General features: G+C 59.5%; 4 protein-coding genes and 1 pseudogene. 3 read left to right on the top strand and 2 right to left on the bottom strand.

The annotated features are described in order from the left end of the window. A partial coding sequence (locus AC1DWI_RS16595) for a helix-turn-helix domain-containing protein (RefSeq protein ID WP_477725240.1) occupies positions 1 to 209 on the bottom strand: 209 nt, incomplete at its 3' end. Positions 210 to 445: 236 nt separating this feature from the next. Beyond that, positions 446 to 730 carry a hypothetical protein gene (locus AC1DWI_RS16590; protein ID WP_477670157.1) on the bottom strand — a complete coding sequence of 95 codons (285 nt, stop codon included), beginning with the start codon at positions 728 to 730 and terminating at the stop codon, positions 446 to 448. 21 nt (positions 731 to 751) lie between these two features. Between AC1DWI_RS16590 and AC1DWI_RS16585 the strand changes: the two genes are divergently transcribed. From AC1DWI_RS16585 to AC1DWI_RS16575, 3 genes and pseudogenes are all read left to right on the top strand, one after another. Continuing rightward, positions 752 to 2,290: a sugar ABC transporter ATP-binding protein gene (locus AC1DWI_RS16585; protein WP_477670156.1), complete on the top strand. Its 1,539-nt coding sequence runs from the start codon at positions 752 to 754 to the stop codon at positions 2,288 to 2,290. 22 nt (positions 2,291 to 2,312) lie between these two features. Further along, a complete protein-coding gene (locus AC1DWI_RS16580) occupies positions 2,313 to 3,308 on the top strand; it encodes an ABC transporter permease (RefSeq protein ID WP_477725239.1) in 996 nt (331 codons plus the stop codon). Positions 3,309 to 3,416: 108 nt separating this feature from the next. After that, a pseudogene (locus AC1DWI_RS16575) lies at positions 3,417 to 3,626 on the top strand (BMP family ABC transporter substrate-binding protein); the annotation flags it as partial.

Below are 3,626 nucleotides of genomic sequence, written 5' to 3'. Positions count from 1 at the left end.
TAGATCTCGCTCGCGTTGCGGTCCATTTCCTTGACGATCTCCGCGCGCGTCAGGCCCTGCGGCTGGCGAGCCAGCAACTCAAGGATGTCAAGGCCCTTATCAAGCGCCGGTGCCCGGTAGCGGTCGTCGGCAAGAGGCGGGGGTGCGGTGGCGCCGGCGTCGTTCGTGTTCTGGTCATTCGTCGGGAGAACGGAATATTTTTGTGTCATGGCGGCAGGGTGGGTGAGGTCGAAGGCATTGCAATTTTGATATGTAACGCAGCGCTCTTGATATGGCACGCGGCGCTCGCGAAGACTTTCGCCTTCATTGTTTTGGATTTATTTACTTTTGCACTTAATGTTCATCAATAAATTAAATCCTGACTTAGGGAAAGTCCGGAGCTTGGAAAGATGAGCAAATTTCTATGATTCACACCGCTTCGATCCATAAGTGAATAGATTGTTCATCAATGAACCATTTGTAACAATAAGTTTCCTGATTTTGGTGCCTTCGCCTCATTGAACGGTTCCTTCAACGCAAAAAGGTTTTTTGTCATGCACCCAGGAAGTTTGGAAGGAAAAACAGTATCGATCTGCGCGGCCGCCCAAGGCGTCGGCCAGGCCCGTACGCCGGTTTGCCTGGCCCCGGGTGATTCCGGGCGTTGCTGCAGCGCCTGGTTGGGGCGCACTCCGGGCCAGTCGATGGGCCGTCTGGCCACGGTCAACGACATCGCGCCGATCTGAGCGAGCACCGCGCCTGTCCGGAACCGCCCATGACACCTCTTGTGAGCATCAGCAACCTGTGCAAATCCTTTCCGGGAGTGCGCGCGTTGCACAACGCCAGGCTTGAGGTTGCCGCAGGCGAGGTGCATGCGCTGATGGGCGAGAACGGCGCCGGGAAATCGACCCTGATGAAAGTGCTGGCCGGGGTCTACCAGAAGGATGCGGGCGAGATCAGCATCGACGGTCAGGCGGTCGAGATTGCCAGCCCGCGCGCTGCGCAGGCGCTGGGCATCGGCATCATCCACCAGGAACTCAACCTGATGAGCCATCTGAGCGTGGCGCAGAACATCTTCATCGGACGCGAGCCGCTCGGGCGGCTTGGGCTGTTCATCGATACCGAGAAGATGGCCCGCGACACGAAAGCGATTTTCGACCGCCTGAACCTGAACCTGGAACCGCACACGCTGGTTTGCGACCTGACGGTGGCGCGCCAGCAAATGGTCGAGATCGCCAAGGCGCTGTCATTTGACTCGCGCGTGCTGATCATGGATGAGCCCACTGCCGCGCTGAACAATGCCGAAATCGACGACTTGTTCCGCATCATCGGCCAGCTCAAGCGCCACGGCGTTGGCATCGTGTACATCTCGCACAAGATGGACGAGCTCAAGCGCATCTCGGACCGCGTGACAGTGATGCGCGACGGCCAGTACATCGGCACCGTGCCGACTGCCACCACCAGCATGGACACCATCATCGGCATGATGGTCGGGCGCGCCCTGCTTGAAGACGAGAGGCCGCCGGCAACCGATCAGGGCCGGGAGACCGTGCTGGAGGTGCGCGGGCTCAATCGCGGCCGTACGATCAAGGATGTCAGCTTCACCGTGCGCAAGGGCGAAATCCTCGGGTTTGCCGGCCTGATGGGAGCGGGCCGGACCGAAGTGGCGCGTGCCGTGTTCGGCGCCGACAAAAGGGATTCAGGGGAGATCTGGGTCAGGGGCCGCCAGGTCGGGGTGCATAGCCCGGCCGACGCGGTTGAGCACGGCATCGGCTACCTGTCGGAAGACCGCAAGCACTTCGGTCTGGCCACCGGCATGGATGTGCAGACCAACATTGTGCTGTCGAGCTTGCGGCGGTTCTTGAGCTTCGGGTTCCTTCTCAGGCCCGCTGCCATACAGGACACGGCTGCGAAGCTGATCGCGCAACTGGGCATCAAGACCCCAAGCGCGCTGCAGAAAGTGGCGCTGCTGTCGGGGGGTAACCAGCAAAAAATCGTCGTCGCCAAATGGCTGGTGCGCGACTGCGAGATCCTGTTTTTTGACGAGCCTACGCGCGGCATTGACGTGGGCGCCAAGAGCGAAATCTACAAGCTGCTCAATGCGCTGGCGGCCCAGGGCCGTGCCATCGTGATGATCTCCTCCGAACTGCCCGAGGTGCTGCGGCTGAGCCACCGCATCGTGGTGATGTGCGAGGGCCGCATCACCGGCGAGCTGGTCGCACGGGACGCGACCCAGGAAAAAATCATGCAGCTCGCCACCCAGCGCGAAGCCCCGGCTGCCGTTTCCGGCATGGTTGCCGCTGCTGCTTTTTAAAAAAACGCCGGAACCATCACCCATGACCGTCTCCAAGTTGCTGCAAGGTTTCAAAACTGCAGCTTTTAGCAGCAACACCCGTCAAAAGCTGTTGGCATTTGCCAGCTTGCTGGGGTTGCTGATTTTCTTCAGCATGGCCTCGTCCAGCTTCATGCAGACCGACAACATGGTGGGCATTTTGCAGGCCACTGCGGTTAACGGCGTGCTGGCCATCGCCTGCACCTTTGTCATCATCACCTCGGGCATCGACCTGTCGGTGGGCACCTTGATGACCTTTTGCGCCGTCATGGCCGGGGTGGTGCTGACCTATTGGGGCCTGCCCTTCTACCTGGGCGTGCTGGCTGCCATTTTCTTCGGTGCGTTCTCTGGCTTCACCTCGGGCATGCTGATTGCCAAGCTGAAGATCCCGCCGTTCATTGCCACGCTGGGCATGATGCTCATGCTCAAAGGCCTGTCGCTGGTCATCACCCAATCCAAGCCAATCTATTTCAACGACACGCCGGAGTTCTCGGTCATTTCCCAGGAGTCGTTGATCGGTTATTTCCTGCCCGATCTGCCCATCCCCAATGCGGTGCTGATCCTGTTTGTGGTGGYGGTGGTATCCAGCCTGATCCTGAACAAGACGGTGCTGGGGACCTACACCTTCGCACTGGGCAGCAACGAAGAGGCGGTACGCCTGTCGGGCGTGAATGTGGACCGCTGGAAGATCATTGTCTACACGCTCAGCGGCGCGATTTGCGGCGTGGCCGGGCTGCTCATCGCTTCGCGCCTGAATTCCGCGCAGCCGGCGCTGGGCCAGGGCTACGAGCTGGATGCGATTGCCGCCGTCGTGATCGGAGGCACTTCGCTCAGCGGCGGGGCCGGCACGATTCTGGGCACCATCATCGGCGCCTTCATCATGAGTGTGCTGACCAACGGGCTGCGCATCATGTCGGTGGCACAGGAGTGGCAGACGGTGGTGACGGGCCTGATCATCATCGTGGCGGTGTATGCCGATATTTTGCGAAAGCGCAAGTAAATGAAAGCAAGTGCAGTTTTTATCAAAGAGAAGCCCAAATCCCACCCATGCCAACGTCTGATTTTTGATACCCCATAGCAAACCCCATAACGATCGGAGACAAACATGATTTTGAAACGCACACTTTTGAGCCTCGCACTGGGCCTTGGCCTGGCTTCTACCTTGAGCACGACGGCGCTGGCTGCCGACGAGATCTACATTCCCATGATCTCCAAGGGCTTTCAGCACCAGTTCTGGCAAGCCGTCAAGGCCGGCGCCGAGCAGGCCGGCAAGGACTACAAGGTCAAGGTGACCTTCGAAGGCCCCGAGAGCGAGAGC

The organism is Polaromonas sp. P3_C2, assembly GCF_056402675.1.
This window is presented reverse-complemented; position numbering and strand designations above follow the sequence as displayed.